Consider the following 24,505-nt stretch of genomic DNA (forward strand, 5'->3'; position numbering starts at 1 on the left):
AAATGTTAATTTTATAATTTATTGAGATTCTTCCTTCGTCGGAATGACAGAGAAAAATAGCAATATATATACCTAGCATTCAGGAACATTCACTGCAATAGCCAATCCACCTTCAGAAGTTTCCTTAAATCGGTCACTCATCGATTGTGCGGTTTCCCACATGGTCTGAATAACTTCATCTAAAGTTACTTTTGCTTTTGCAGGATCACTTTCAAGAGCGATATTGGCTGCAGTAATGGCTTTCATAGCACCCATTGTATTTCTTTCAATACACGGAATCTGTACCAGTCCTTTGATAGGGTCACAGGTTAAACCTAAATGATGTTCCATTGCTATTTCAGCAGCCATCAATACCTGGCCTATGCTTCCGCCCAAGATCTCAGTTAAGCCCGCTGCTGCCATTGCAGAAGAAACGCCTACCTCAGCCTGACATCCACCCATTGCAGCGGAAATAGTGGCATTCTTTTTAAATAAGGTTCCGATCTCTCCGGCAACCAATAGGAATCTTACAATATCATCCTCACTTGTAAAAGGGGTAAAAGCCTGAGCATACATTAAAACAGCAGGAATAACACCACTTGCCCCATTCGTAGGAGCTGTGATAATTCTTCCGAAGCTCGCATTCTCCTCATTCACGGCTAATGCAAAACAGGCGATCCATTTATTGATATTGGTGAAGTTTTCTTCGGCGTCAACTACCTGCTGAAACCATTCATCGATATTTTTATAGATCTTATCTCCTAAAAGTTTTCTGTTGATCCCGGCTGCCCTTCTGGTAACATTTAAACCACCCGGCAGAATTCCTTCTTTGTTTACTCCTTTATAGACGCATTCTTTGATCTGTTTCCAGATATTCAGTGCCTCTTGTCTTGTTTCCTCCTGAGTTCTCCAGCTTTCTTCATTGATCAGGATCAGATCTGAAAACTTCTGAAATCCCAACTTTTCACAATATTTTATAATATCTGAACCATGATGACATGGATACAGCGTTCGGATACAGTGTTTTTCTATAGAGTTTTTTTCCTGACTTGCAATAAACCCACCGCCTACAGAATAAAAATCCTGAACAAGCTCGGTTCCATCTTCAAAAACAGCTCTAAAAATCATTCCGTTGGGATGGAAATCCAGAGATTTCTGCATATTTAAAATCAAATGATAGCCATAGATAAAAGGAATTTCTTTTTCTCCACCCAGGTTAATAATCTGGTCTTTTTTTATTTTCTCTATTTTTTCATCAATTTTTGAAGTATTGATGGTCTTAAAATCTTCACCATTTAGTCCCAGCATTCCGGCGATATCTGTTCCATGTCCAATCCCGGTTTTCGCTAAAGACCCAAAAAATTCAAGGAAAACTTCCTTCACCTCTGCGATTGATCTTTCCCTTTTTATAATTCTGATAAATGCAGAAGCTGCATTCCAAGGTCCCATCGTGTGCGAACTCGACGGACCTATCCCTACTTTAATAATTTCAAATACTGATATTGATTCCATAAAAGATTCATCATTTTTCCTCATAACAAAGATACATGATAAATCTTTATCTTACTTCTCTTCAGCTAAGGATTAAATAAATATTTAAACACCCTCTACCACTTCAAACTCTCTTCATGCTGAGAGATATCCAGACCTATATTTTCCGATTCTTCTGATACTCTTAGAGTAATGATCATGTCTGTAATCTTATACAAAATTAAAGATCCAAAAAAGGCAAATGCAGAAACCAAAACCAGAGCCATCATATGATGGGCGAAAACCTCAATACCACCATGCAGAAGACTGGCTTTTTCACCATGAGCAAAAATAGCTGTTAAGATCATTCCCATGATTCCCCCTACTCCATGGCAGGCAAACACATCCAGTGTATCATCGATCTTTTTGAGTTTTTTCCAGTTCATCATCATATTGGAAACGATCGCAGCTATAAAACCTATGAAAAGACTTTCCGAAATGGAGACGAAACCACAACCCGGTGTAATGGCTACCAATCCAACTACTGCCCCGATACATGCTCCTAATGCAGAAACACTCCGTCCATTGATCCTGTCAAAAAATATCCAGGTCATCATTGCTGAAGCAGATGCTATGGTAGTGGTTCCAAAGGCTGTGGCAGCTGTTGCATTAGCTCCTAAAGCAGATCCCGCATTGAACCCAAACCATCCGAACCAAAGCATTCCTGTACCTAAGAGAACATAAGGAATATTAGAAGGTTCGTGATGAGGATTCTTCCTGTTTCCAACAACCATCGCACCAGCTAATGCCGCAAATCCGGCACTCATATGAACGACTGTTCCACCCGCAAAATCTTTGACTCCAAAATATTTATTCAAAAGGCCATCTGGATGCCAGACCATATGACAAAGTGGGGTGTAAATACAGATGCTGAAAAGAACCATGAACAACAGATAGGAAATAAAACGCACCCTTTCTGCAAAAGAACCGGTAATCAGCGCGGGGGTTATAACAGCAAATTTCATCTGAAATAAGGCAAACAGAATAAACGGTATTGTAGAAGCCATAGCCTTATGCGGTAAAACGCCGACATGGTTGAAAAATGGATAGCTTAAAGGATTACCTATTAATCCATAATGTTCTCCATTCATTTCAAAACCCAGAGAGTCACCAAATGATAACGAAAATCCAACGACCACCCATAAAATAGAAATTACTCCTAAAGCAATAAAACTTTGCAGCATGGTCGAAATAACATTTTTCTTACCTACCATTCCACCATAGAAGAATGATAATCCCGGCGTCATAAGCAAGACGAGACCTGCGGCCGCTAAGATCCATGCGACATCGGCGCCAACGATTTTATCCTCGCTTAAAAATTCACCCGAATTAGGCAGATCTGCTGCCGGAGTCCAGAATAAACCTCCAATCGCTACAATTGTGATCACAGCAAAGGAGATCTTCCATTTTAAACCAATTTTCATAAAATTTAATTTTAACCCTATCAAAAATAGAGATAAATTTTATAAAAACATATTTTAAAACAAAAATACCCCTAAAAATTTCAAGGCAAAATCAAAATAATAATATTTTACTGAAATATTTCATTTAGAATTCTTGAAACTTCTTTAGGTTTTGTGGCTGGAAAAAGGTGCGTCCCACCTTTGATGATATAATTGGGTTTTGAGTTTTTCACAGGAAAAACAATATCTCGATCTCCCAATATCTGAATTACATCAGGATTTTCTTCAAAACTCCAATCTGATATCTTCTCTATAGACCATTTTAGGTAATAAGGATCTTTAACTCTGAAATACTGCAACACCTTCGGGTTCTTAGGATCGAAAAATTTTCTCATAACAGAATAAGCCGTTGCGCTCCTTTCATTAAAGAAACGAACTGGCAGAATCTTGGGGATTCCGGTAATCTGTCCTGCTTTTATTAATTTGGATTTTTCTTTATCAGATTTTATACTTCCCAGGATCACTACTTTTTCAGCAGGCTTTATTTTATTGATCTCCTGTACCATGATTCCACCAAACGAATACCCTAAAAGGTAAAAAGGTTCAGAATCATTAATCTTAGATGCCATTCTGTTGATATACTCCGGAAAACTCTCATTCAGTCCCGGGATCAGCCAATCAATAAACACCACTTCAAGGTGATCTGGAAACTGTAATTTTTCCAACACTTTAAAATCTGCACCGAGTCCGCTTACTATGTAAATTTTCATATTGCTAAAATAAAAAATATGGGCAACTATTTAAAGCTGCCCATATCTAATTTATTGTTAAAAGTAATTCCTTTTATTTTTTCTTTACAGGAATTCTGTTATCGTTATCCAATTTCTCTGTAGAAACTTTGAACTGAATGTCCATTTCGTCTTTAATGAAATAATCTTTTAATGAAGACTGATAGAATACTTTAAAGTCTCTTCTGTTTAGCGAGAACTTAGCAGATTCTACAACAACAGTAAACTGAGTAACATAAACATTAGCCGGGAAAGTAATTGTCTTTCTAACCCCTTTTAATGTAAAATCTCCATATACTGTTGAATTGTACTCACTGTTTGCCAAAGGAATAATTTTGGTTAAATGAAATAGAGCGATCGGGAATTTTTTAACTTCAAAGAAATTAGTACTCTTAAGATCGTTGGTTAGCTTGATCTGATCCTCATCGGAAACATCTCCAGCCATCAAACTTCTCATATCAATTACAAATTCACCATCTACCAAAACTGTTTTATCAAAATTGAATTTTCCGCTTTTCAGTTTTACGGTACCCGAATGTGATGATGCCACGGTTTTTACAACCTTATAGCCAGTCCATCTTATCTCAGAAGAAGTAACTTTAGAAACCTTATCAAATTTTCTTTGAGCAGAAACAAATGATATGCTCACACACATCATAGCAAACAATAGTAATCTTTTCATTCTTTTTTATTTACAATTCAACAAAAATAAAAAAAAGTGTAGAACTTCTACACTTTTAACAATCTTTTTTTGATTAAATTATTTAGCAGTCACTTTTACAAGCATATCAATGTCATCTTTCACAAAAACATCTTGCATTGTTGATTTGTAAGCAATATCAAATTTTTGTCTGTCGAAAGAGAATTTGTTAGATACTAAACTTGCTACTCCTTTGCTGTAAGCAATTTTTGCAGGGAAAGAAATACTGTTTGTTTTTCCTTTTACTGTAAGATCTCCAGTTACTAAAGAGTTATATACTTTGTCATCGTTTTTCTTTACAGAAGTAATTTTAAAAGCAGCTGTAGGATATTTTTCAACCTCAAAGAAATCTCCTGTTTTAAGGTGACCATTTAATTTAGTCTGATATTCTCCGGTAAGATCTGTAGAAGTAATAGAAGTCATATCAAGAACAAAAGATCCACCTACAAGGTTATTTCCTTTCATTACCAGATTTCCTGACTTCACTTTTACAGTACCATCGTGAGAACTAGCCTCAGACTTTGCTACTTTGTATCCCCACCAGTGTACATCAGATGCTACTACTTTTTTTGATTGTCCGAAAACCAATCCACTAGCTAAAACTGCTAATAATAATATTTTTTTCATTGAATAAAGTTATTTAATTGTTTATTTAACGATACAAATGTAGCTATCTTATTCGATAGATTTTATTGATGTAGATCAATAAAATCAATTATTTTCATGAATAATATCAGGCATAAAAAAACTCCGGAAATTCCGGAGTTGATATTTATTTATTCATAGTAGGCGGTATAAAGCGCTATGCCATGTAATCCTGTCAGCTTACTTTTAATAAGGTAGATTGGAATATTTCTGAGCATATCCTCCATTTTGTCGCTTATCTTAAACTTCTCATAGAATTTCGTTTTATCCATATAGTCGATCAGCATCTGAGGAATATCTCCTGAGATCAATAAACCTCCGGTAGCCTTAACCTTTAAAGTAAGGTTATTAGCTTCCCTTGCAAGAAACTCAAGGAATGTATCCAAAGCAATTTTACAGATCAGCACATCTTCTTCTACAGCGGCTTTATAAATTTCCTGTAAGAAGTTTCCATTTGCCAAACGATCTGCCAGCCACTCCGGTTCAGGGTGTCTTTTTACATCTCTTAAGAATCTGTAAATATTAAATAATCCTGTTTTAGAAAGAACATTTTCCCAACTTACAATTCCATAAATATTATTTAAGAATTGATAAAACTCCACTTCAACATTTGTTCTTGGAGAAAATTCAGAATGACCACCTTCTGTTGCAAATGGTCTTAGATACTTTCCATCAAAGAAATACCCCGCTTCTCCAAGCCCATTTCCTGGTGCTAAAATAGCTACATTTCCTTTCTCCAGATGCCCGCTTGTATAAATTGCGTCCAGTTCACTATCCTCTAGAAGTCCCATTCCATATGCAGACGCCTCCAGATCGTTAAGCATATCAACTTTTTCGAAACCGAATTCATTTTTAAATTCTTCAACATCGAAATTCCAGCCCAATCTTACAGGACTACTTTTCCCGTTAAGGACAGGTCCCGGAACAGCTATTCCTAAACGTTTTACATTATTCAGCTGATTCTCCTGAATAAACTTTTTCAGGATCGCCGAAAAAGAGGAAAACTCTTTTGTCGGATAGCTGGTTTGTAATTTTATATCGAGTCCTCCGTTGCCAGATATGTAATAACCCAATGTAGTAATATCTTCACGTAAGTTTGCTCCAATGATAGAAACATCATCATTATTACTGTCTTTTACACCCGGTAAATAAAGGGGAAATTTTGGATTTAAGTTCATAATCACAAATTTTATCAAATATAATAATAGTTTTCGGAAATCGTATATGGTAGTAAAAAACCTTTTCAAAAAAATGAAAAGGTTTTGGCTAATAATTGTTTATATATAAATCTAACTACTTTCCTAACGCAATATTGTAAGAAAATCCAACACCAATGTTACCCACATTGTAGTCTTGATTCACTAAATCGCCTTTACTTCCTGTAAATACCTTCTGATATTGTACGAAGAAATTCCAGTCTTTGTTATGGTATCCAATTTCAGGTTTGATATAAAAACCTCCACTTGGTCTGTCAACCAAAGTATTTGAAGCTACTTTATCATCACCTACCAAGAAACCATACCCTAAGTCAGTTCCAAAATAGAAACCAGTTTGTTTTGGATAAATTCTTATTAATGCTGCAACAGGAATTACTCCCACATCATTATTTTTATATCCATTGTTTTCTTTTCCAAAATAATGGGAATAACCAGTTGCGATACCTAATCCGAATCCCGGAGTAATCAGATTTTGGTAAGCCACATCCACCCCTACAGCAGCGGAAAGATTATCTGAAGGAACAGCTAATCCAACATTTGCTCCTACTTTAAGCATATTATTCATTTGTACGCTTTGTGCACTTGCAATACCTGCTGTTAAAATTCCAGCTAATAAAACTGCTTGTTTAAACATTTTCATAATTTCTGATCTTTAAATTTTACTAATCAGTATGATGTAAAAATCATGCCAACCAAGCACTTTTTCACTGTTTTAACATCTACAAGAAACACAAACGCATGAAAATCAAATAGTTAATTTTTGTTAAAATTTAAATAAATGTTTAATTAATGTTAAAAAAACAATCTATGAACGTATTAAACGTTCTAATTTTTAACCTCTTTAAGTTTATGATATCCAAAATACAAATCTATTCATGGCATTTCCTGTAATACTTCATAACAAGCACTTACTTTGGCGTGCAGGCTTTGGTCCCGGCATTAGCCAGTTTGAAGACATACAAACTCTATCAAATAAAACTTTGATCGATGAATTGTTTAAAGAAAAAGCTTTTACTGAACTGACCTATAATACCCCGGATGTAGCTGCTGTTGATTATATGAACTCGCCAACACCTGCCGAAAAGAGAAAAGAAAATCAGAAGATCAACAGGGAGCAGAATAATGAGCTTAACCTCAATTTCCTCGATAGCATGATCAACAGTCCAGATCAACTCAGAGAGAAAATGGCTTTTTTCTGGCATGGCCATTTCGCTACAAGAATTAATAATTCAAAATTCAACAGACAGTTATTAAACAGTATCAGAAAAAATGCATTGGGTAATTTTAAAGAGTTGCTTTTTGATGTCAGCCGCTCTCCTGCTATGTTGAGTTTCCTCAACAATCAACAGAATAAAAAAGACCATCCCAATGAAAACTTCGCCCGCGAGGTTATGGAATTATTTACCATGGGACGGGGAAATTATAATGAAAAAGATATCAGAGAAGCCGCCAGAGCCTTTACAGGATGGGGATATGATAAGGATGGAAATTTTAATGAAAGAAAAAAACTTCACGATACAGGAACCAAAACGTTTTTAGGAAAAACTGGAAATTTCACAGGCGATGATATTTTAAATATTATTCTGGAACAAAAGGCTACGGCCAAATTCATAACAACTAAAATTTATAAATTTTTCGTTAACGAAAACATTGACAATACCATTATCAATCGATTAAGTGAGGATTTTTACCATTCAGGTTACGATATAAAAAAGCTTTTGCAGCACATTTTTTCAGGTTCATGGTTTTATGATCCAAAAAATATCGGAACAAAAATAAAATCCCCTATTGAGCTCATGGTAGGAATGATGAGAGTTTTACCTATGAATATTCAAGCTCCTGAAAATCTCATCGTCTATCAAAAATTGTTAGGACAGATGCTTCTTTATCCACCCAATGTGGCGGGATGGCCGAGTGGGAAATCCTGGATCGACAGTTCTACACTGATGCTAAGACTTCAGATCCCTCAGATCTGGTCCGGATTAAGACCTTTAGAATACAGCCCCCGACAGGATGATGATATTGATATGGGAATGAAGTCCCGTGAAACAGCATTAAATAAAGCGTTTAAAAATCCAAATATCACCATCGACTGGAATCGTGTAGAAAAGGTTTTTCAGAATAAAAAAGGGGAGGACTATCTTCTCCAAAACTCGAAATCCCTGGATATGAGTTCTGTGAAAAACTTTTCTGATCAGAGTGTAAAAATGAATATAATTAATCTGATGTCCACACCAGAGTATCAATTGATGTAACCTCCTTAAAAGCAGTAAGATGTTAATTAAAAGAAGAGAATTTTTAAAGATAAGTTCGTTAGCGACAGCTTCACTGGTAGTTCCAAACTTCCTGAGATCCATGACGTTGGATAACGCGTTACAACCCAGTCAAAATATTTTGATCGTGCTACAGTTTACAGGAGGGAATGACGGATTAAATACAATTATTCCGATAAAAAATGATGTGTACTTCAGGGAAAGAAAAAATATTGCGATCAATAATTCTCTAAGATTAAATGATGAAACAGGAATCAATCCTGCTCTCTCTTCTTTCAAAGATCTTTTCGACAATGGAGAATTGGCTATTTTGAACAATGTCGGCTATCCGAATCCTGACAAATCACATTTCAGAAGCATGGATATCTGGCAGTCCGCAAGTAAAAGTGATGAGTTCTTAGAAACTGGTTGGTTGGGACGTTTTCTCGATGAAGAATGTTACCGTTGTGAACACCCTACTCAGGCTCTGGAAGTTGATGATATGCTGAGCCTGGCATTAAAAGGTAAAAATAATAAGGCATTTGCTTTCAAAGATCCAAAGAGACTCTATCAAACCAGTCAGGAAAAATATTTCAAATCACTTTATGACCACCATCACGAAGATGAAACTGTCTCTTATCTTTATCAGACCTTAGGTTCTACGATCAATAATGCCAGTTACATTTTTGAAAAAAGCAAATCCAAACAAACGGATCAAACCTACCCAAATTCAACATTGGGTAAAGACTTCAAAACAATAGCATCACTGATCAAATCAGACATTAATACACAGGTCTATTATCTTTCCGTAGGAAGTTTCGATACCCATGTTAATCAGAATGAAAGACAACAAAAGCTATTCACAGATATCAATGAAGCAGTAAAATCTTTTGTGGCCGATATGAAGGAGAACGGGCTCTTTGACAACATCCTTCTAATGACCTTTTCAGAATTCGGACGTCGTGTTGCTCAGAATGCCAGTAATGGAACCGATCATGGAACAGCAAATCAAATGTTTTTTATCAGTGGTGGGCTTAAAAAGAAAGGATTTCTAAATACCCTTCCCGATTTACAAAACCTGAATGAGGGTGATCTGATCTATACTGAAGATTTCAGGAAAGTATATGCTACGATCCTCAGGAACTGGCTAAAAGCAGATTCTTCAAAAGTATTGGGCTGGAAAAACGGTGTCTATGATTTTATATAAAAAAGACCGTCCATAACAGACAGCCTTTTTATCATAGTGAATGATGTCTAACTTAAGCTGTAATCTGCTTTTTTTTAGCCTCATCCTTTTTATCTAATTTTTCACTCACTTTTTTTACGATATACTCGATAACAAGTGGGGCAACTATAGCAATGACTGCTTTAAGAATTCTTGATTTCATATTTATTTATTTTGATTAACAATTACAATTTTTGCGCCATTTATTAAATCAGACCCCTTCATTAAGATTCTGATAATTCTGAAAAGCCTCTTTCAGGCTGGCCTGGATTCTTCTCTTAAGCCGTTCCGGTTTTAAAACAGTAATAAACTCACCCAATCCCAGGATCATCCTTTCTAATTCGAAATTAAGCTGCACACATATTTTAAATGTTGTCCCACTATCATCTTCATTTATAATTTCCTGAGAATGATGAAAAGGTTTTGTTTTAACATACGGAGCGTGCTTGGCATTGATTTTAAAAATAACATTCTGAGGACGTTGCCCATCTGAAACAGTAACCCCGATCACTTCTCCAAAATAACGATCAGAATCAAACTCCTTATCGATGTATGTAACAGCTTCTTCAATAGAGATTTCTTCCATCCTGTCTAATGCCAGATTATACATTTTATTTTTATACCAACAGATAAGAAACCAACGGTTATTATATTCTTTCAGTAACTGCGGATGAACGATGTAATAGTCAGATTCCCTTGCTTTAAAGCTTTTATACAGAATCTTTAATACCCTCCTGTTTAAAATACTTTCATATAAAATATCAATATGTTCCAATCCTTTCAGCCGTTCATTTTTATCGAGATGAATAATGGATTTCTGATTGGTTGAATGAATTGAATCTTCCAGTTTCTGGATCACCCCATTCATATCTTTAAACATAGAAAAATCTTTGAACTGCTTCAAGATCTGAACGGCATTGTTCATTGCTTTCAGATCGCTTTCATTCACCGAAATATTATGAATGCTGTATTCAGGATCACTGTATCGGTAATATTTCCTCTCATAAACTTCAATAGGAGCCTCATAACCGAACTTTTCGCTGCGCATATTCTGCAGATCCAGCTGTATGGTACGTTTGCTTACAAAGGATTCCTTTCCTTCAAACTCAAACAACGCTTCGGAACATTCATCGATCAGGTCTTCTAATGTGTATTGGCGGTATTTGTTCTTAAGGCATTTATCCAGAGTCTTATAGCGGATCAGAGCGTTTTTATTGGATGACATTTTTCTTGTGTTTAGTGGGTATTGGCTGGCTTATGCTGCATCGTCATTGCAAACCGAAGGTGAAGCAATCTCATTCATCGTATTTTACTATCGCTGTGCCAGAATTATTTCTTTCTTAACGCTTCCCCTTCAAAAACAATCCCGTCCCATCCGAACTCCATAAAGTTTCTGATATTCTGATGATCAACCCCTTCAGGATTTTTAAGAACATCTTCTCTGTAAAATTCTCCAAAAAGATTTAAAACATCCCCTTTTGACAGATCATTCAGCTTTGCAAAACTAAATACTTTACAAGATCCATTATTTTGATCTGCTTCATTCGCTGTAGTTCCGTTTTTAAATTTTGTTGGTGTAAAGTTATAATTCTCATCGATATAAGTAATAACGTCCTTGAAATGAATCTCTTCAGGTGAGTTCTTTAATTGTTCCAATAACATACAATATTTATTTTTTAAAAAGATTGATGTAAAAATAATCAAAAAAAAATCATCTACGCAAAAACATTGCACACTTGCGTAATTACTTTGCATTATCAAAATGAGAGAACACATGGAATTTAACGGAAATCACTTAATAGAATTAGGTTATAGACCAGCAAAATGGTTTAAAGAAGCAATCGAATATATCAACATTAACAATCTGGATGAATCTGAGATTAAAATTTATCTGGAACAGTTCGAACAACCGGATCAGATGCCGTTGCATGAAACTCCAAAAGATTTCATTATTAACATCAGAGCTGAGAACGAAAGTGAACTTGACAATGTAGAAAAAGTAATCAGAACAATGCAGGTTTTAATGAAAACACCAACATTAGTGGATGGAGCTTTAATGCCTGATGCCTGCCCTACTGGTCCGGAAGGTCATATTCCCGTTGGCGGAGTTGTTGTCGCTAAAAATGCTATCCATCCAGGATTTCATAGCGCAGATATCTGTTGTTCCGTTATGTTGACAGACTTTGGAAAGGCGAATCCTAAAGAAGTACTGGATGCTGCACATTCAATAACACATTTCGGATACGGTGGAAGACCAAGAGGTGAGCAAATGCCAATGTCTCAGGAACTAATGGATGCGTTCAGGGAAAACTATTTTTTGAATGATGAAAGACTGATCAGTATTGCCCGTTCTCATATGGGAACCCAGGGAGATGGAAATCATTTTTTATTCGTTGGAATTTCTAAAAATACGGGAAATACAATGTTGGTAACCCATCACGGATCAAGAGCTCCGGGTGCTGCTTTGTATGATAAAGGAATGAAAGTTGCAAACCGTTTCAGACAGGATATTTCACCGGAAACTTTAAAAGAGAATTCCTGGATCCCATATGATACAGAAGAAGGAAAATCATATTGGGAAGCACTTCAATTGATCAGAACATGGACGAAAGAAAACCATACATCTATTCATGATGCTGTTTTAAATAAGATGGAAGTTGAAAAAGAAAACAGATTCTGGAACGAGCATAATTTCGTATTCAAGGATGGAGATTTATTCTACCATGCAAAAGGGGCTACTCCATTGGATGATAAATTTATGCCTGATATTACGGGACCAAGATTGATTCCACTAAATATGGCAGAACCCGTTCTGATCGTTCAGGGAAAAACCAATGAGAGAAATCTCGGGTTTGCCCCTCACGGAGCAGGAAGAAATTTCAGCAGAAGTCAGCATAAAAGATCATTGGCTCATAAAACCATTGAAGAAGTTTTTGCTGAAGAAACCGAAGGGCTGGATATCCGATTCTTCTCGAATGAAATTGACATTTCTGAATTACCTACCGCCTATAAGAGCGCTAAAAACGTAAGAGCTCAAATCGAGGAATATGGATTATGTGAAGTACTGGACGAGGTGATGCCTTACGGATGTATCATGGCAGGTGATGTCGGAAAAAATGCCCCATGGAAAAAGAAAAGGAAATTTAAAAAGGCTTGATACTAAGCCTGATTGATTATTGAATATATTTTACTCTCGCAGATTAAGCAGATCACGTAGATTTTTTATAATATTAATCTGCCACAATTGTAAAACCTGCAAGAGATTAAATTATGTAATTCAAAAAAATTTAATTATAATCAATTACAAGTATATTTTTTAAATACCCTTGCGCTTTATAAGTACAAGGGTATTAATCATTTAAGACAATAAAACTGTTAGTTTATTTTTTTAAATTCTATATTGACAAGATTGGAACCCGACAGCATAAATCCGCTTATATCACCTCCTTTTCCCACTTTAAAATCAAGCTGTCCAAAATAGGATTGCGTCGAATAAAAACTCATCTGTTTTAGAGGAAATAATGGAATATCACCATTTATAGGGTGTTTTGCTACCAGATTATTATTTTCAATAACCAGTTGATAAGTTGTATTAAACTCGTCATTTCTGTAAAATCCAACAAACTGTTTCAAATCCATGGTCTCTGCTTTAGGCGGATTCAATGTTACTCTTTTTGCGGTGTATGTAAAATCACCAATTCTAAAGGTCACTAATCCTCCATTAAATGTAAGACTTGCGGTAGGAATAGAATTAATATTAAATTTACCGTCCCCTACTCCTGGTAAAACTTCTTTACCTTTATGATTATAGGTCCCTACATAAAGATCTTTCCCATCTGCTGAAATTTCAAGATAGTTTCCCGGACTCAGTTCATACACTCCTTCAAAGTTCTTTAATTCTGATGGTGTATATGTTGTTTTTTGTGGTCTAATATCTGGAGTTAGCTTATTGGCAAGAAATAAATCAATCAGCTGATAGGCAATTAAGAAACCGTCAAAAGCCCTCTTATTTCCTAATACAACCAGAGAGAAGTTTTGAGAAGGAATATGAAGAATATAAGAGCAATAACCTGCAGTACCACCACCATGAAAAACTAAATTCAACCCTTTATACGTTCCTGTTTGCAGTCCTAAACCGTATTCGATATGACTTCCATTATTTAATATTGTATTTTTCTGCATGGTATTAAAAAGTTCACGACTGCCAACGGTTGGCTTTTGAAAATTGATGGCCCATGTACATAAATCATTTAAAGTAATATAAATATTAGATGCTCCATAAACCATTTGTCCGATTGGAAATTTTAAAAATATATTTCCTTTTTGCAGGTATGGTTCTGCCTTATTCGGGATTATTTTTTCAGGATCATCTATTGCTACGCTATGCTTCATACCAAGTGGATTAAAAATGAATTCCTTTAGTATCTGGGCAAAATCCTTCTTATATACTCTGCGGAGGATTTCCGCAAGCAGCATGAAACCTGTATTATTATATTGATACTGTTCTCCCGGAGTATAGTTAATACTTTTAATTCCTAAAACGGTCTGTACAGCTTCATTATTTGTCAGTCTGAACTCATCACCAAAACCTTGTAATTCATTAATTTCCGTAAAATTGGGTAAGCCATGGGTATGATTCGCCAATTGGCGGACGCTGATTTTATAAGGTAAACTGCTAAGCTCAGGAAGATAGTTTCTGATATCATCATCTAAAGAAAGCTTTCCTTCCTTTACGGCCATAAGTGCAACCAACGCTGTAAACTGCTTGGAAACTGATGCTATATTGAAAGCAGTGGAATCTGTTACGGAAATTTGATCCTCCAGATTGGCCTGCCCATATGTTTTCTTATAGATTACTTTCCCATCTTTTATGATCCCTATGGCCATTCCGGGAGCATTCGCCTTAGCATATGTATTTAATAGCGAATCGGCTTTTCTGATTTCATTTTTTGGAGTGAATTGACTGGAATATAATCCAAAGCCCATTAGAAAGAAAATACATAACGCAAGTTTAATGTGTGATTTCATTTTTAAATTTTTAATGAAACAAATCTGAAACTTTGCGCTGAAATAAATATCCGGATACCGAAAATCGGACTCTTTTGTTTAGAAAAATCAGTCCGACTTAAAGTCGAACAGTATTTAACTGATTGATTTTCTGTAATCTGTAGGGGTAACACCCGTTTCTTTTTTAAATGCTGTATAAAATGAAGATTTAGAATTAAAACCCACCTGATACAATACTTCCAAGACTGTTAGCTGTGGATTTTCCTTTAAAAGAGTTTTAGCACTGTTAATTCTGAATTCATTAATGAAATCAAAAAAATGTTTTCCCACTGACTGATTGATCAACAATGATAGTTGTTTTTCCGGCAAGTTGATTTTCTCTGCCAGTTTTTGTAACGTTAACGTATCATCTAAGTAAGGCTTTTCCATCTCCATCAGAATCAGGAGATCTTTTAACTGTTCTGGTTCCTCCTTAAAGTCAGGAGCTTTCTTTACCGGAACTAAATCTTTATCTATTCCAGCAAATAAATCCGGTCTGTATAAGCAATTTAACACAAACCAACTGATCATAAATAATGCAAAGAACCCTGTAAATGTATACAAATACAACAGAAGGTCGTTATTCTTAATGAAACCCCTGAGCAGTACAAAAAAATTACCTATTAAAAATAAAATTGTAGTTCTTAACAACCATTGATAAACTTGTTGATGATTGCTCGAGTAATTTTCCCGGTATAGTTTCTTAAATGTTCTCAGCACAAGAAATACGGCAACAATATAATAGTAATATTGTACTGTCAATAGCATATCAAATAACCGATAGCCTTGTTTTGAAATGTCTGTTGAAATAAATAAAACAAAGGAAAGTAAGAATAGTAATGCATGTAAAAGGTGTTTTTTGTTTAAGTTAAAATTATAATAACAGGCTGATTTTACATACAGATAATACAGAGGCATCTGTAATAAGACACTGGCAGATTTAAAGCTTCTAAAAAAAGTGCTGGAAGGAGACCAAAAAAGACCCGATAAATCAATGGAAGAAACGAGAAGAAATGAAGCAAATAAATAATTAGGTAATTTTCTTTTACTTTTTGCTGTTATCAAAAAGATCACAAGCAGCAAAAACAAAAAAGCAATAATTTTGCCCAGATCACCTATTAATGTCATATTTCTTGTTTAAATTACAATATTACAAAAAATGTAATCGCCTTGGTAAAAACATTCATTGATGCATTAAAATTATTTAAAACTGTAAATCTTACAACTCCAATTTTTTATTCAATAATATTCTAATCCGCAAATAAAATCTACTGCGCAAAAAGACTGCGCAAATCATTTATTAATTTGTATCATAAAACAACAACAATGAAAGATAGAATATTAGAAAAACTAAAAGAAGTTGAAGAAAAACGTGGTATAGAAATACTTCTTGCCGTAGAATCAGGAAGCAGAGCCTGGGGTTTTGCCTCTCCGGACAGTGATTATGATATACGGTTTATATACCGACATAAAAAAGACTGGTATCTTTCTCCCTGGGATAAAGATGAAACGATAGAATTTATGACAGAAGATGATCTAGATGGTTCTGGTTGGGACCTCCGAAAGACTTTTCATCTTTTGTTGAAATCCAATGCTGCATTATTAAGCTGGTCCTACTCGCCTATCGTTTATATGGAAAACGAGAAATTTGTGGAATTATTTACACCATTGGCAGACGCGTGTTTTTCTCCCGTAGCCGTTTCTTATCACTATTTAAGTATGAGTAAGAAATATCTGGAAGCCTGCAGACATGATGAGGTAAAATTAAAAAGTTATTTCTACTGTCTTAGAACGGCGCTTACCGGAAAATGGATATTAGAAAAAGGAACTGTACCTCCGGTTTTATTCAGTGATCTATTGGTTTTAGTAGATGACTTTACGAGAGTTAAAATAGAAAACCTTGTTGCTCTAAAAGCGACTAAAGGAGAATCTTATTATCACGCCAACGATTGGGAACTTTTCGGATTTCTTGAAAGTGTAGTTACTGAGACTGAGGATAGAGCAAAGAGTTTATCTGCTGGAAAAGCGGATAAAGTTGAGATGGAAAAAGTATTTAGGGAAATATTAGCAGACTAGATAAAAGATGATAAGTATTTCAATATATTAAAGCTTTTGAAAAACATAGAATTTCAGTAATAATAACAATTCAATATGACGATCCAGGATCTTAAAAATAAAAAACTAATCCTTTTCGAAGCCATTTCCGGAAGCCGTGCTTTCGGATTGGCGACGGAAAATTCTGACACCGATATCCGAGGGATATATTATATACCGAAAGAAGATTTTTTTGGACTGAATTATGTTCCGCAAATCTCTAATGAGACTAATGATATTACCTACTATGAAATCGGAAGGCTCATAGAGCTACTGCAAAAAAACAATCCGAACATTCTTGAGATTCTGGCCAGTCCGGAAGATTGTATTTTAGAGAAACACCCTCTGATGGATCTTCTAAAACCCGAAGATTTCCTGTCAAAATTATGCAAAGACACCTTTGCAGGATATGCTATCTCACAGATCAAAAAGGCTAAAGGATTAAATAAGAAAATCCTAAATCCTATAGATCAAGAAAGGAAATCCCTTCTTGATTTCTGTTTTATTCTTGAAGATCACCGCTCAGTACCGTTGAAAGAATGGCTTTTCAGAAATGAAAAAGTTCAGGAGAAATGTGGATTGGTCAGCATCGATCATACTAAAGGAATGTTTGCTTTATTTTATGATAATACCCACACATTAGGTTATAAAGGAATTATCCGGAATGAGGAAGCTAATCAGGTTTCAGTATCCTCTGTTCCTAAAGGAGAAAAAACCGCTGCCTATCTCTTTTGCAATCTTGATGCCTACTCTGTGTATTGTAAAGATTATAAAGAATACTGGAAATGGGTCTCAGAACGAAATGAAGACCGTTATAACGTGAATCAAAATCATGGACAAAACTATGACAGCAAAAACATGATGCATACCATCCGTTTATTGCAGTCTTGTGAACATATTTTTAAAACTGGATCGATGCATATCCGTGTTGAAAATCGAGATGAATTATTAGATATTAAAGCTGGAAACTGGTCTTATGATGAGGTAATGAAAAAAGCTGAAGATCTGGTAAAGTCTATTGATCAATACCACTCAGTTTCTACACTTCCTGAAGAACCGGATCTGGAAAAGACAACAAAGATATTGGTTGAAATAAGAGAAAGATTGTATGGTTAAAATTGAAAGTACTAAGAGTTGACTTAGAGATTAATTCATCGCAATGACAGATTTAGTGTATAGATATGCTTTACATTTTTACAATTTTTGGCGCTGATAGTAATCTAAATTTGTAAAAAAAATAATGAAAGTAGTATATTTTTTAACTGCATTCTTGCTTAGCTTCACCATCCAGGCACAGGATTCTTTAGTTACTAAGATTGCGTCACAACATTATCAAATTATAAATTTCGAGAATAACCATTTTTCGGGTGAAGGAATTACAAACCTTACTCAGACTATTGCAAAGCATAAATATGTTCTAATTGGTGAGGATCATCTTAATAATGAAGTCCTGGATTTTACAACTTACCTTACTAATCATATCAACTTCGACAATTATATCACAGAAACTGATCAGTTCACTATTGATATCCTTAAAAAAGATTGTAAAAAAAATAAAGACCACCAGTCTATTGCACCTAACTCTAATGATAAATTTTCTTTTTTCTCATTTAATAAAGATCATAATCTATTAGATTATTTTTTCGAAAACAATAAGACTGTGATAGGTCTTGATCAGGTTTATTACAATTCTGATGCAGTTATTTTCCAGGAACTTATTAAAATAACAACCAATAAAGTAGCAAAAACAAAATATCAAGCTTTATTAAAAGAATCCACAACCCGATGGGATAGATATAAAAAAGAATCAAACCTGGTTCCGCTTAAGGATGGTTCCAATCGCCCTTATCTGTTTTCTGATGATCTGGGTAAGAATCTTGCAGAGCTTCAAAAATTAAAACTGTCAGACTACGAATATCGTGCTATCAATAAACTGAAAACCAGCAACGAGATATACATCCTCGAAAATAAAGAAAAAGAAGCAGAATCTAACTTTTTGAGAAGCTCGTCGATGAAAGAGAATTTTCTTGAAAATCTTGATAAAATTAAAGGCAAAAGAAATTTGTTTAAGTTTGGAGCAAACCATGCTGCTAAAGATAAAAGCTTATTACAAAACAGTTCTGATATTGGAAATCTAGCTTCTGCTTTAGCTGATTCAGAAAAGGAAAAATCTTTACATATCGCTATTATACAAAAATCTGGTAAAACCGGCTCTTTTCTTTCGGAAAGCAATGACGCTGAATATGTTTTATTCTTAAGACCCTTTTATCGATTGGTCAATAAGGAAAATCAATGGCTCTTATTTGACCTCACTAAAATTAACGAAGAGATAAAGAAACAAAATACTTCTGTTAAATCAGGTACTCTTAAAAATTTACTGGGTGGCTATGATTATTTAATTATAATCCCTAAAGTAACTGCACAGAAAATGATCACTTAAGTAATGCTAAATTGACATGTTGAGATGTTATAAAGATATTGTTTGGAAAGGATAATCCAAATTCATCAACCGCAAAAATAACTTTATAAAAAGTTGTTCGTTTTAATTTGTAGTAATTAGAAAAAACCTCCTATTTCTCGGAGGTTTTTTCGCTTTTATCTTTTTAGCAAAAAATAAAAAATAAATTAATTATTGTTTTACGATAATTAATTATACATTTGCATTATTAATATTAATCGTGCTATGAACCAGACTAAAATTATTTCAAGGATTCTTTACTATCTGTGCCTTGTATTGTCAGCAGGTTATATGTTGACGGCAGTATATTCTGTTTTCTGTCTTATTACAGGCTTTGCTACTACTCCATACAAGGAAAACAAATTTCTTCATATCAATTTTCCTTTTACGGATCAGCCTTTTCTCAATATTGAGAATAATTATCCTTACATTTTATTTTCATTTATGACAGTTTTAATTACATATGGTATTTTCTTCTGGTTTTCGGCGAGAGTTTTTAAAGTTTTTTTTCAACCAAAGCTATTCAACGAAAAAAATATCATACAGCTTAAAAGATTTTACATATACAATATTTTCCTTCCTTTGCCTATTGTGATTATAGCAAGTTTTTTCGTGGAAGTGGAAAGTATGATATGGGGACTGGTTTTTATCCATTTCATGTTAGGAATTTTCTGTCTGTTTCTTGCTAATATCTTCAAGCAAGGACTACATTTGCAAAACGAACAAGACCTATTTATATAATATGCCGATTATAGTCAACTTAGATGTGATGCTTGCCAAACGAAAAATGCAGAGTAAAGAATTGGCAGAAAAATTAGGAATTACACCTGTTAATTTATCTATTCTAAAAACAGGAAAAGCCAAAGGTGTCCGTTTCGATACGCTGGAAGCAATATGCAAAATCCTGGAATGCCAACCCGGAGATATTCTCGAGTATAGAGAGTAGTAAGGATCTGGAATAAAAGTTTAAAATTGAACCTCTAAAGTTTTATTTCTCTTTATTCTTTATTCTAAAAATCATAAATCCCTCCTACATCATCATCAACTAATCACAACCACATATCATTTTCAAAAAGCAATGGAAACATTGCCAGCTATTTTATTACCCAAACTCAAGATTATGAACACATTATCTATCAACCATCTCAGCCTGACCTATAAAAATGGCTCTCAGGCAATTAAAGACATTTCATTGGAGATCGGAAACGGCATGTTCGGTTTGCTTGGCCCGAATGGAGCCGGAAAATCTTCTTTAATGAAAACAATTGTCGGTCTGCAGAAGCCCAGTTCCGGAAATATCCTTTTTAATGGAAACGACATTTCTAAAAACCCTGATTGCATAAAACAGAATCTAGGATTTTTACCACAGGATTTTGGAGTCTATCCAAAAATTTCAGCTTATGATCTATTGAATCATATAGCTATTCTAAAGGGGATTAAAGAGCATTCTGAGCGTAAGGATCAGGTCTTTAATTTATTGGAAAAAGTTAATTTATCTGATTTCAGAAATAAAGAAGTCCATACTTTTTCCGGCGGTATGAAACAGCGTTTTGGAGTTGCTCAGGCCTTACTGGGAAATCCTAAGATCATTATCGTTGATGAGCCAACAGCAGGCTTAGATCCGGAAGAGCGTAACCGTTTTAATTCTTTATTAAACGACATCAGTAAAGAGGTTATCGTGATCCTTTCTACTCATCTTGTAGAAGATGTCAGAAATTTATGTTCTGAAATGGCTATTATGGATAAGGGTCAGGTTCTCCGAAAAGGAAAACCCAATGATCTTATTTCTGAACTCGAAAACAGAATCTGGTCAAAACCTATTGATAAAAATGAATGGGAAACCTATCAGCTGAGCCACCATATCATCAGTCAGCAGCTGATTGAAAGGGAATTGTATATCACGACATTTTCCGAAGAGCAGCCAAATGGCTTTAACTCTGTTTCTCCCTTATTGGAGCACGTTTACTTCCATACTCTCAGACAAAAACCTTAATCATGAATCCATTATTTTTATTCGAAGCCAAGCGCAGCAGTAAGCATTGGCTAAGTTATCTTGTTGCCATAACCCTCGTAATGCTTGGTGTCTTTTGTGGAAATCAGTTCAATCTTAGTGTTGGGGAAGGGATTTATCTCAATTCACCATATACAATAGGTTTTATGATTGGGATGTTAAGTCTTTCCATACTTTTTTTGGCAATCATTTACGCGAACCAACAGCTTTTTAAAGACTGGGATTCAAAATTTGATAGTATCCTTTTTTCTTTCCCATTCTCAAAATGGACTTACCTGACAGGAAAATTTATATCCTATTTTCTACAGACTTTTCTCAGTTTTGTATTATTGATATCAGGCTTTATAATCGGTCAAAATATAAGAACAGGAACAGAAATACAGCCTTATTTTAATCTTTGGTATTATATATATCCTCTATTTATTTTAGGTTTTATCAATTGTTTTTTAGTCTGTAGTCTTTTATTCCTCATATCCTTTTCTACTAAAAGAAAACTTTTGGTCGTAGTCGGTGGTTTACTGCTTTATGTTCTGTATATGGTAGTCCTGCTATTTTCTAATTCCCCTTTTATGGCAGGAAGTCTGCCCCAATCAGAAAAAGCACAACAACTGTCGGCTTTACTTGATCCGTTTGGTATATCATCTTACTTTTTTGATGCTAAAGAATATACAATTCATCAGAAAAACAAATTGGTCGTCCCATTCTCAGGATATCTTTTGATTAACAGATCTATTTTCATCATCCTGTCCATATTATTCCTAGTACTCTCCTATCGATTCTTTTCTTTTAGAGGTCTTTCAAACAAAAAATCCAAAAAGAAAAATGAATCCTTTGCTTCCCTTAAAACGATTATATCAGATTATCATATTACACAATCAGACTTCGGAAGTATAACCTCTTTTAAATCTGTTTTATCATTTGCGAAAATTGATTTGATCTACCTTTTTAAGAGTATTACCATCATAGCTATTTCTATCCTGTTACTATTTGCTGTAGGTATGGAAATGTATGCTGAAATCGAAAAGGGAATCCGACTGCCACAAAAATATGCCAGTTCGGGATTGATGGCAACAACTATTTCTGAAAATTTTCATTTTATAGGTCTATTGATTATGACCTATTTCATTAACGATCTTTATTGGAGAAGTCAGTCTTCAGGATTTTACATGATTGAAAAAAGCACATATTTTTCAAGTAATAAATTGGGTGGACATTTCCTTTCAGCAAGTATTCTGATCTTCTTTTTCACGGGGATCCATATTATTGAAGGATTGATCTTTCAGTTGGGATACCGTTATTTTCATATTGATTGGAGTGCATATCTTGGTACTATCCTTTTTAATACTTTACCATTAATTCTTTTTTCCGGTTTTTTATTACTCATCAATGACAGTATTAAAAACAGGTTTGTAGCATTGGGAATTTCTGTTTTGGCTGTTTTCCTATTGACCGGCCCAATATCAAAAAAAGTCATCACTTATCCTTTGTTAAGAATATTTTCTGATTTCAAAGGTGTATACAGTGATTTCAACGGTTATGGGATCTATGAGAACTCTTTTGCCGGGAGACTCTTATTTGGAGCGGGTTTGATCATATTTTTATGGATAATCCTTCCATTAATTAAAACTAAAAAATGGACGATTAAAAAAACAATTTTCGCTTTCATCATGTTAGTCACAGGAATGATCAGCGGATCTCTTTTTATGAGGGGTTTTATTCCTCATGATGATGAAGAAACGATTATAAAAGCGGTTCATTATGAAAAAAAATTCAGAGTTTACGAAAATCTGCCTCAACCTACGATAAAGGATGTTGTTACGGAAATTATGCTGCATCCTTCAGAAAACTCTTATATAATTGAAGGAAAGTATACACTTATCAATGATACGGATAAAATGATGGAAAAGGTTTTAATTAATTTTAATCCAAATTTAAAGATACAATCAGCCGTTTTTGCAACCTCTTTCGAATCAAAGAAAATGAGTGCGGAAGTGACAGAAATTCATTTAAAACGATCTTTACAACCTAATGAGACAGCAACTTTAAATTTCAGATTATCCTATCAATGGGTCGCTGTAAACGGCCATGAATCTTTTAATGCTATTATTGAAAATGGTTCTTTTATGAGAATAAGCCGATATTATCCAAGTATTGGCTATCAGAAAAGTTATGAAATTGAGGATGAAAAAAGAAGAAAAGACTTCAAACTGGGAAAAGCTTCAAAGCTCAAAAGACTTGAAGCTCAGGAAGTATTTAAAAAGGATTTTATTAATTTAAATATGACTGTTTCAACAGAGAAGGATCAAACAGCGATCGGAACTGGAGATTTAATAAAACAATGGACAAATGGCAATAGAAATTATTTTCAGTATAAGGTCAATAGTATCCCATTCCGATTTGCCGTTTCTTCAGCAAGCTATATGCATAAAAGTACTAACTATAAAGGAATTGCTATCAATCTATACTACCATCAAAAACATATTGAAAACGTAGATCATCTTATTGAAAATGCCAAAATCACCTTAGATTACTGTATCAGGAATTTTGGAAAATATCCTTTTAAATCAATTAATTTTACGGAAATTTCCTCTTTTACTAAAGGCTTTGCTGCTACTGCTTATCCTTCAGCGATCTTTATGCCCGAAGACATGGTTTTTCATGCTAATATTCATGCAGATAAAGAGCAGGATGTTATCAATGAACTGGCGGGTCATGAACTTTCCCATCTCTGGTGGGGAAATAGCCAGATCGATCCTGACGACAGAGAAGGCTCAGTAATGCTGACAGAGACAGTTGCCATGTACACTGAAATGATGCTTTATAAAAAAATGCATGGAAAAGAAAAAATGCTGGATCGAATAAAAATGCATCAGCAGATCTATGATAATGAAAAAGGTTTATCCGAAAACCAACCTATTTACAAGGTATCAGGAGATAACCCACATATTGCCTATTCGAAAGGGGCCGTCGCAATGGTAAAACTAAGTGAACTGCTTGGAGAAGAAAAGGTAAATATAGCCTTGAAAAACTTTCTTTTAAATAATCAATATCCGAAAAAGCCCACAAGCTTAGATTTACTTAAAGAATTTTACAAAGTGAGCCCAAATGACTCTACTAAAAAAGAAATCGATAGATTATTTAAAATGATATAGCAAGT

General features: G+C 34.6%; 22 protein-coding genes. 10 read left to right on the forward strand and 12 right to left on the reverse strand.

Features of this window, described 5'->3' with window-relative positions; genetic code table 11:
* Positions 1–72: 72 nt before the first annotated feature.
* The 7 genes from AC3WRL_RS02875 to AC3WRL_RS02905 all read right to left on the reverse strand — a co-directional run bounded on the left by AC3WRL_RS02875 (position 73) and on the right by AC3WRL_RS02905 (position 6,902).
* Positions 73–1,491, reverse strand: a complete 1,419-nt coding sequence (locus tag AC3WRL_RS02875; RefSeq protein WP_261511311.1) for an L-serine ammonia-lyase — start codon at positions 1,489–1,491, stop codon at positions 73–75.
* A 95-nt stretch (positions 1,492–1,586) separates the two neighbouring features.
* On the reverse strand, positions 1,587–2,933 hold the full coding sequence (locus tag AC3WRL_RS02880) for an ammonium transporter (protein WP_492329691.1): 1,347 nt from the start codon (positions 2,931–2,933) through the stop codon (positions 1,587–1,589).
* Positions 2,934–3,040: 107 nt separating this feature from the next.
* Positions 3,041–3,682: an alpha/beta hydrolase gene (locus AC3WRL_RS02885; RefSeq protein ID WP_492329692.1), complete on the reverse strand. Its 642-nt coding sequence runs from the start codon at positions 3,680–3,682 to the stop codon at positions 3,041–3,043.
* Between the two features lie 73 nt (positions 3,683–3,755).
* Positions 3,756–4,382: a YceI family protein gene (locus AC3WRL_RS02890; RefSeq protein WP_214826502.1), complete on the reverse strand. Its 627-nt coding sequence runs from the start codon at positions 4,380–4,382 to the stop codon at positions 3,756–3,758.
* Positions 4,383–4,460: 78 nt separating this feature from the next.
* On the reverse strand, positions 4,461–5,027 hold the full coding sequence (locus AC3WRL_RS02895; RefSeq protein ID WP_261511309.1) for a YceI family protein: 567 nt from the start codon (positions 5,025–5,027) through the stop codon (positions 4,461–4,463).
* A 149-nt stretch (positions 5,028–5,176) separates the two neighbouring features.
* Positions 5,177–6,223, reverse strand: coding sequence for a glucokinase (locus AC3WRL_RS02900; RefSeq protein WP_214826508.1), 1,047 nt, complete (start codon positions 6,221–6,223; stop codon positions 5,177–5,179).
* Positions 6,224–6,338: 115 nt separating this feature from the next.
* Positions 6,339–6,902, reverse strand: coding sequence for a transporter (locus AC3WRL_RS02905; RefSeq protein WP_214826511.1), 564 nt, complete (start codon positions 6,900–6,902; stop codon positions 6,339–6,341).
* Positions 6,903–7,137: 235 nt separating this feature from the next.
* Here AC3WRL_RS02905 and AC3WRL_RS02910 point away from each other — a divergent pair, with 235 nt between their 5' ends.
* Together AC3WRL_RS02910 and AC3WRL_RS02915 are read left to right on the forward strand one after the other, a co-directional pair.
* Positions 7,138–8,517 carry a DUF1800 domain-containing protein gene (locus AC3WRL_RS02910; RefSeq protein ID WP_492329693.1) on the forward strand — a complete coding sequence of 460 codons (1,380 nt, stop codon included), beginning with the start codon at positions 7,138–7,140 and terminating at the stop codon, positions 8,515–8,517.
* 19 nt (positions 8,518–8,536) lie between these two features.
* Positions 8,537–9,721: a DUF1501 domain-containing protein gene (locus tag AC3WRL_RS02915; RefSeq protein WP_492329694.1), complete on the forward strand. Its 1,185-nt coding sequence runs from the start codon at positions 8,537–8,539 to the stop codon at positions 9,719–9,721.
* Between the two features lie 52 nt (positions 9,722–9,773).
* Here the strand turns inward: AC3WRL_RS02915 and AC3WRL_RS02920 are convergent, their stop codons facing one another.
* The 3 genes from AC3WRL_RS02920 to AC3WRL_RS02930 form a co-directional block, all read right to left on the reverse strand.
* Positions 9,774–9,902: a hypothetical protein gene (locus tag AC3WRL_RS02920; RefSeq protein ID WP_261511306.1), complete on the reverse strand. Its 129-nt coding sequence runs from the start codon at positions 9,900–9,902 to the stop codon at positions 9,774–9,776.
* 48 nt (positions 9,903–9,950) lie between these two features.
* Positions 9,951–10,964, reverse strand: coding sequence for a helix-turn-helix transcriptional regulator (locus tag AC3WRL_RS02925; RefSeq protein ID WP_214826520.1), 1,014 nt, complete (start codon positions 10,962–10,964; stop codon positions 9,951–9,953).
* Between the two features lie 104 nt (positions 10,965–11,068).
* Complete coding sequence (locus tag AC3WRL_RS02930; protein WP_492329695.1) at positions 11,069–11,401, reverse strand: HopJ type III effector protein; 333 nt, start codon at positions 11,399–11,401, stop codon at positions 11,069–11,071.
* Between the two features lie 112 nt (positions 11,402–11,513).
* On the opposite strand from AC3WRL_RS02930, the gene AC3WRL_RS02935 reads away from it, so the two are divergent.
* The gene (locus AC3WRL_RS02935) at positions 11,514–12,896 is read left to right on the forward strand and encodes an RtcB family protein (protein ID WP_492329696.1); all 1,383 of its coding nucleotides are present in this window, start codon (positions 11,514–11,516) and stop codon (positions 12,894–12,896) included.
* A gap of 218 nt (positions 12,897–13,114) precedes the next feature.
* Here AC3WRL_RS02935 and AC3WRL_RS02940 read toward each other — a convergent pair whose 3' ends face one another.
* On the reverse strand, positions 13,115–14,767 hold the full coding sequence (locus AC3WRL_RS02940; protein WP_492329697.1) for a serine hydrolase domain-containing protein: 1,653 nt from the start codon (positions 14,765–14,767) through the stop codon (positions 13,115–13,117).
* A gap of 114 nt (positions 14,768–14,881) precedes the next feature.
* Positions 14,882–15,913, reverse strand: a complete 1,032-nt coding sequence (locus AC3WRL_RS02945; RefSeq protein WP_492329698.1) for a helix-turn-helix domain-containing protein — start codon at positions 15,911–15,913, stop codon at positions 14,882–14,884.
* A 198-nt stretch (positions 15,914–16,111) separates the two neighbouring features.
* Between AC3WRL_RS02945 and AC3WRL_RS02950 the strand changes: the two genes are divergently transcribed.
* The 7 genes from AC3WRL_RS02950 (at position 16,112) to AC3WRL_RS02980 (ending at position 24,500) form a co-directional block, all read left to right on the forward strand.
* On the forward strand, positions 16,112–16,861 hold the full coding sequence (locus tag AC3WRL_RS02950; protein WP_492329699.1) for a nucleotidyltransferase domain-containing protein: 750 nt from the start codon (positions 16,112–16,114) through the stop codon (positions 16,859–16,861).
* A gap of 75 nt (positions 16,862–16,936) precedes the next feature.
* A complete protein-coding gene (locus AC3WRL_RS02955) occupies positions 16,937–17,995 on the forward strand; it encodes a nucleotidyltransferase domain-containing protein (protein ID WP_492329700.1) in 1,059 nt (352 codons plus the stop codon).
* Positions 17,996–18,119: 124 nt separating this feature from the next.
* Positions 18,120–19,319 (forward strand): hypothetical protein, encoded by a 1,200-nt coding sequence (locus tag AC3WRL_RS02960; RefSeq protein ID WP_214826540.1) that lies wholly within the window; start codon positions 18,120–18,122, stop codon positions 19,317–19,319.
* A 243-nt stretch (positions 19,320–19,562) separates the two neighbouring features.
* Entirely contained in the window at positions 19,563–20,078 is a 516-nt protein-coding gene (locus AC3WRL_RS02965; protein WP_214826543.1) for a DUF2975 domain-containing protein, read from the forward strand.
* A 1-nt stretch (position 20,079) separates the two neighbouring features.
* Positions 20,080–20,283, forward strand: coding sequence for a helix-turn-helix domain-containing protein (locus tag AC3WRL_RS02970; protein ID WP_040995723.1), 204 nt, complete (start codon positions 20,080–20,082; stop codon positions 20,281–20,283).
* A gap of 174 nt (positions 20,284–20,457) precedes the next feature.
* On the forward strand, positions 20,458–21,330 hold the full coding sequence (locus AC3WRL_RS02975; protein ID WP_261511299.1) for an ABC transporter ATP-binding protein: 873 nt from the start codon (positions 20,458–20,460) through the stop codon (positions 21,328–21,330).
* A 2-nt stretch (positions 21,331–21,332) separates the two neighbouring features.
* Positions 21,333–24,500: an ABC transporter permease/M1 family aminopeptidase gene (locus AC3WRL_RS02980; RefSeq protein WP_492329701.1), complete on the forward strand. Its 3,168-nt coding sequence runs from the start codon at positions 21,333–21,335 to the stop codon at positions 24,498–24,500.
* Positions 24,501–24,505: the final 5 nt, after the last annotated feature.

The sequence above is a fragment of the Chryseobacterium sp. FW101-FHT12H09 genome, assembly GCF_058790395.1.

Bases quoted from the DNA above. Each gene is read 5' to 3' on its own strand.
- AC3WRL_RS02915 (WP_492329694.1), top strand. From the start codon at position 8,537: ATGTTAATTAAAAGAAGAGAATTTTTAAAGATAAGTTCGTTAGCGACA.
- AC3WRL_RS02880 (WP_492329691.1), bottom strand. From the start codon at position 2,933: ATGAAAATTGGTTTAAAATGGAAGATCTCCTTTGCTGTGATCACAATT.
- AC3WRL_RS02945 (WP_492329698.1), bottom strand. From the start codon at position 15,913: ATGACATTAATAGGTGATCTGGGCAAAATTATTGCTTTTTTGTTTTTG.
- AC3WRL_RS02965 (WP_214826543.1), top strand. From the start codon at position 19,563: ATGAACCAGACTAAAATTATTTCAAGGATTCTTTACTATCTGTGCCTT.
- AC3WRL_RS02970 (WP_040995723.1), top strand. From the start codon at position 20,080: ATGCCGATTATAGTCAACTTAGATGTGATGCTTGCCAAACGAAAAATG.
- AC3WRL_RS02980 (WP_492329701.1), top strand. From the start codon at position 21,333: ATGAATCCATTATTTTTATTCGAAGCCAAGCGCAGCAGTAAGCATTGG.
- AC3WRL_RS02950 (WP_492329699.1), top strand. From the start codon at position 16,112: ATGAAAGATAGAATATTAGAAAAACTAAAAGAAGTTGAAGAAAAACGT.
- AC3WRL_RS02890 (WP_214826502.1), bottom strand. From the start codon at position 4,382: ATGAAAAGATTACTATTGTTTGCTATGATGTGTGTGAGCATATCATTT.
- AC3WRL_RS02910 (WP_492329693.1), top strand. From the start codon at position 7,138: ATGGCATTTCCTGTAATACTTCATAACAAGCACTTACTTTGGCGTGCA.
- AC3WRL_RS02920 (WP_261511306.1), bottom strand. From the start codon at position 9,902: ATGAAATCAAGAATTCTTAAAGCAGTCATTGCTATAGTTGCCCCACTT.
- AC3WRL_RS02955 (WP_492329700.1), top strand. From the start codon at position 16,937: ATGACGATCCAGGATCTTAAAAATAAAAAACTAATCCTTTTCGAAGCC.
- AC3WRL_RS02905 (WP_214826511.1), bottom strand. From the start codon at position 6,902: ATGAAAATGTTTAAACAAGCAGTTTTATTAGCTGGAATTTTAACAGCA.
- AC3WRL_RS02925 (WP_214826520.1), bottom strand. From the start codon at position 10,964: ATGTCATCCAATAAAAACGCTCTGATCCGCTATAAGACTCTGGATAAA.
- AC3WRL_RS02900 (WP_214826508.1), bottom strand. From the start codon at position 6,223: ATGAACTTAAATCCAAAATTTCCCCTTTATTTACCGGGTGTAAAAGAC.
- AC3WRL_RS02885 (WP_492329692.1), bottom strand. From the start codon at position 3,682: ATGAAAATTTACATAGTAAGCGGACTCGGTGCAGATTTTAAAGTGTTG.
- AC3WRL_RS02975 (WP_261511299.1), top strand. From the start codon at position 20,458: ATGAACACATTATCTATCAACCATCTCAGCCTGACCTATAAAAATGGC.
- AC3WRL_RS02875 (WP_261511311.1), bottom strand. From the start codon at position 1,491: ATGGAATCAATATCAGTATTTGAAATTATTAAAGTAGGGATAGGTCCG.
- AC3WRL_RS02895 (WP_261511309.1), bottom strand. From the start codon at position 5,027: ATGAAAAAAATATTATTATTAGCAGTTTTAGCTAGTGGATTGGTTTTC.
- AC3WRL_RS02935 (WP_492329696.1), top strand. From the start codon at position 11,514: ATGGAATTTAACGGAAATCACTTAATAGAATTAGGTTATAGACCAGCA.
- AC3WRL_RS02940 (WP_492329697.1), bottom strand. From the start codon at position 14,767: ATGAAATCACACATTAAACTTGCGTTATGTATTTTCTTTCTAATGGGC.
- AC3WRL_RS02960 (WP_214826540.1), top strand. From the start codon at position 18,120: ATGAAAGTAGTATATTTTTTAACTGCATTCTTGCTTAGCTTCACCATC.
- AC3WRL_RS02930 (WP_492329695.1), bottom strand. From the start codon at position 11,401: ATGTTATTGGAACAATTAAAGAACTCACCTGAAGAGATTCATTTCAAG.